The sequence below is a fragment of the Psychrilyobacter sp. genome, from assembly GCF_049671765.1.
Classification (GTDB): domain Bacteria; phylum Fusobacteriota; class Fusobacteriia; order Fusobacteriales; family Fusobacteriaceae; genus Psychrilyobacter.
Genome location: NZ_JBATVM010000134.1, coordinates 1 through 4,625, shown reverse-complemented (window position 1 = coordinate 4,625; position 4,625 = coordinate 1). Strand labels below are relative to the sequence as shown.

3 protein-coding genes are annotated in these 4,625 nt (G+C 30.1%); 1 reads left to right on the top strand and 2 read right to left on the bottom strand.

What is annotated here, in order from left to right:
• Positions 1–142: 142 nt before the first annotated feature.
• Positions 143–3,034, top strand: a complete 2,892-nt coding sequence (locus WBG30_RS06610; RefSeq protein WP_424503852.1) for a DEAD/DEAH box helicase — start codon at positions 143–145, stop codon at positions 3,032–3,034.
• A gap of 140 nt (positions 3,035–3,174) precedes the next feature.
• Here WBG30_RS06610 and dagF read toward each other — a convergent pair whose 3' ends face one another.
• Positions 3,175–3,921, bottom strand: a complete 747-nt coding sequence (gene dagF / locus WBG30_RS06605) for a 2-dehydro-3-deoxy-phosphogluconate aldolase (RefSeq protein WP_424503851.1) — start codon at positions 3,919–3,921, stop codon at positions 3,175–3,177.
• Positions 3,911–4,625 (bottom strand): beta-eliminating lyase-related protein (locus WBG30_RS06600; RefSeq protein WP_424503850.1); only part of this gene is annotated, 715 nt, incomplete at its 5' end. The genes WBG30_RS06600 and dagF, both read right to left, overlap by 11 nt.

Below are 4,625 nucleotides of genomic sequence, written 5' to 3'. Positions count from 1 at the left end.
GATTAGATACCCTATTGTCAAATTAAATATAACACTTGGTCTCCCCAAAGTTCTTCTTGTGGTCTTTCTTCTATCATTTTTCTTTTTTATCTATATTCATGTTAAAATATTATAGAAATAATAAACATAGAGGAGGCTATAGATGAAATCTATTCATGAAGAGTTAAGAAAATCTATAGAAACAGGATTTATAGATAAAAATTATAGTTCCCACAACCTATATTTACCCCAACTAGTTACAAATAATAGATTAAAAAATAAAAAAGTTTTACCAGTTATTTTGAATGAACTCAGAAATTGTGATGAATTTTATTTTTCAGTGGCATTTTTGACTAAAAGTGGTGTAGCAGTACTTATAAATACATTGGAAGAACTAAGAAATAAAGGGATAAAGGGGAAAATATTGGTATCTCAATATCAGAATTTCACCCAGCCAGAAGCATTAAAAACTCTCCTACAATTTGAAAATATCGAACTACGTATAGCAACTAAAGGAAATTTTCATGCTAAGGGATATTTTTTTAGACATGGGAACCATTATAGTCTCATGGTAGGGAGTAGTAATCTCACTGCTAGTGCTCTTTGCACTAACAAAGAGTGGAACCTTATGGTGACTGCATGGGATAACTCAAGTTTAGTCACGGAAGTTTTAGAAGAAGCAGATTCAGAATTTGCTGTGGGATATCTTGTAACACCTGAATATATAAAAATATATGAGGATATCTATAACCAACAGAGAGAGATGAGATATAAAAGTAAGGAAAAATTAGAAAAAATGTTAAATAGGATTGAGCCAAATAAGATGCAAAGGGAAGCTCTAATAAATATAGAAAATCTAAGAAAAACAGGAGAGAACAGGGGACTTCTCATATCAGCTACTGGAACAGGGAAAACCTACCTGTCAGCCTTTGATGTAAAGGAGTTTAATCCCAAGAGATTTTTATTTATAGTTCATAGGAGAAATATTGCTAAAAAAGCCATGGAAAGTTATAAAACTATCTTTGGGAGTGATAAAAGTATGGGATTATTTTCAGGGGAAGAAAAAGATATAAAAGCTGATTTTATTTTCTCCACAGTACAGACTATCTCCAAAAAATCTAATTTAGGATTATTTTCAAAGGATCATTTTGATTATATTGTAATAGATGAAACTCATAGAGCCAGTGCTCCTACATATCAAAAAATATTAAATTATTTTACTCCAAAATTTTTATTGGGAATGACAGCAACTCCCGAAAGAACAGATGGATTTGATATATTTAACCAGTTTAATCATAATATTGCCTATGAGATTAGATTGAATGGAGCGTTAGAAGAAAAGATGCTGGTGCCATTTCATTATTATGGAGTTACCGATATACAAATAGAGGATAGTTCTATGTCTGAAGAGGATAATTTTTCTAAATTAATTTCCAAAGAAAGGGTAGAAAAGATAATTGAAAAATCAAAATTTTATGGAGCAGATGAAAAAACTATTCGAGGATTAATATTTTGTAGTAGAAAAAAAGAAAGTCAGGAGTTATCTAGATTATTCAATGAAAAAGGTTATAGAACAATAGCTCTTACTGGGGAAAGTTCCCAAAATGAGAGAGAGAAAGCTATTAAAAAATTGGAATCAGATGGAACTGAGAGGTTAGATTATATATTTACAGTAGATATCTTCAACGAAGGGATAGATATCCCCAAGGTAAATCAAATAATCATGGTTCGTCCTACCCAGTCAGCTATAATTTTTATCCAACAACTAGGAAGGGGTTTAAGAAAAAGCTATGGAAAGGAATATCTAACTGTTATTGATTTTATTGGAAACTACAGTAATAACTATTTGATTCCCATAGCTCTCTACGGGGACAATAGTTTTGATAAAAGTAAGATAAAAAAGATGTTAGTCAATGAAAGTATACTGATTCCTGGAAGTTCAACTATTAATTTTGACAAAATTTCCAAAGAAAGGATATTTAAGGCTCTAGACCTAGCCAACTTAAAGACTAGAAAAGACCTTATAAAAGATTATGAACTCCTAAAATATAAATTAGGGAAAATACCTATGATGAAGGATTTTATAGAGATGAATTCTAGAGATCCAAAAACTTATGTAGATTATTCTAAATCTTACTATAACTTTATACTTACTCAAGAAAGAGATTTGATCTCTCCTATGGATGAAAGGGAGAAGAAATTATTGGAATTTTTCTCTACAGATATTGCCAATCTTAAAAGGATAGAAGAGGTATTGGTGATGTCTTTCATCATAGAAAGTAATAACTGTGGTGTAGGAGAGTTAAAAGATGAGATCTTAAAAAAATACGGATATGAGTTATCTGATGAAACAATAGGTTCTATCTATAAAAATCTTAATTTTGAATTTATTACAGAAAAACATGAGAAAAAACTTATTACAGTAAGGGAAAAGTATGGATTTAATATTATAAAATTAGAAGATAATATATTTAGTTTAGAAGATGATTTTATAAAATCCTTAGAGAATAAAACTTTTAAGACTTTTTTATTGGATCTTCTAAAATATTCTAGAATAGAATATGATAAAAACTATAAAAAAGAAAATTTTTATGACGGGTTTAATCTTTACGAAAAGTATTCTAGAAAAGATGTTATTAGGGTTTTAAATTGGAGAAAAAATGAAGTTGCCCAAGGAATTGCAGGATATAAGGTAAATGAAAAATTAAAAAACTGTCCTGTATTTATTACCTATCATGGTGATGAACAGATCTACGATCACGGTTTTTTGAGTAGGTCGGAATTTAAATGGATGTCTAAAGCTAGAAGGAAATTAACCAGTCCAGATATGACTGTAATCAGAAATCAGAAGATAAGGATGCCTCTTTTTGTAAAAAAAAGTGACGATGAAGGGATAGAGTTTTTCTATATGGGAGACCTAACTCCCAAGAAAGATGGGATAAAAGAGATGAGAATAGTGGATAAAAAAGGAAAAGATGTTTCGGTGGTAGGGATAGAGTGTAATTTAAATAGAAATGTAGAAGATGAGATGTATAGGTATTTGATGGAGGAGTAGTTTTAAGTAAAAAGTGAAAAACAATGGATAATTGACAAGATAATAGAATATGGTTCAAAACTAAATATAGATTTAATTAAAAAGCTGTAAAACTAAACAAAATTATTTAGTTTTACAGCTTTAGTTAAAAATTATTTTTATTAAAATAATTCTTTCATCATTTCATATACTTTTTTTACATCTTCTACCTTTGTATCTCCAGTTTCTTTGTCGATTACAGCACCATATATATGAGGCATAACTTTTGAAACTCCTGCATCTAAACAAACTTTTGTTATCTCTTTAAAATTTTCTAGAGTTATTCCGCCTGTAGGTTCAATCATAGGGATACTATGTTTAGCAGCAGCAGTTGCTACTACTTTTAACTCTTCCAAAGCATCTAAACCTTTCATAGGGAAAAATTTGATTGCATGAGCTTGCATATCTAATACCATAGCCATAGCAGTATCAACATCTACTATCCCATCATTTTCTTGAGAACTTAATTCACCTGTAGATATTTTGACCTTCCCAGGGATACCTGTAGGGCTTATTAAAACATTTATTGCTGTGTCGTTGCTATTTAATGCTGCTAGAACACCAGCAGCATATCCTGCACCTGTGAACACTTGATTAACGTGTCCTGGATTTGTTGCTCCAGCAATGAGAGCGGCTTTTTTAAATTGTTTTGGATCTCCTGCACCTAACCCTACAGAAACACAAGGCACTATTTTTTGAACATTTTGAACATATTCTATTCCTTCTGAGATGTTATCAAATTGTTTCGATAATATCCCAACTGCTGTATATCCATCTATAGCATCATAAATTTCTTTTCCATTTTCTGCAGAATTAGCCAAAAAATTAACTGCTAATTTATCGTTATAAAATTTAATTTTAGTATTCATTAATAATCTCCTCTTTTAAAATGTTTTTTATTTTTTGAGCTATAAAATCAATATCTGACTCTGTTAACGCTCTCATATCTATATTGATAATACCTAAGTTTGAATAATGTTTTCTAACGTGGATTTGTACTTTTCCATCTTTTAATTTTTGTAAAAAATCGTTTCCAGTAATATTTGTTAGGTCTTTATTCAATGAGATTTGTACACGGTAAATTTCTCTTCCGGCTTCATCTTGTACCATTTTAGAAGAAACTTTTTTCTCGTTTTTTAATTTACTTATCAATAAGTTTGATAGATCTTTTTGACTGGCTATAGTTAGTTCTAAATTTTTGTTGGCATATTCATCGATTGCTTGTAATAAACCTGCAATTGCCATTTTTCCAACTTTCATAGATCTTCCAATTCCTTTGTATTGTGCTTTTATACTATCTATATATTTTTTTTTACCAGTAACAAAACCAGAAGCAGGAGCACATATTGCTTTTGCACCAGAATATATTACTAGGTCTGCTCCTAAGTTAATATATTTTTTTAAATCTTCTTCTGCAGCAGCATCAATTATTAATGGAAGCTTGTATTCTTTGGAAATATCTACCATATTTTCTATAGATAACATACCTTTTTGGACGCAGTGGTGTGATTTTATATATATTAAAGCTACAACATCTTCATCAATGGCTCCAATAAGGTGATCTATATTAGTG

Excerpts from the sequence above, each read along its gene's own strand:
- WBG30_RS06610 (WP_424503852.1), top strand. The coding sequence starts at position 143 with ATGAAATCTATTCATGAAGAGTTAAGAAAATCTATAGAAACAGGATTT.
- dagF (WP_424503851.1), bottom strand. The coding sequence starts at position 3,921 with ATGAATACTAAAATTAAATTTTATAACGATAAATTAGCAGTTAATTTT.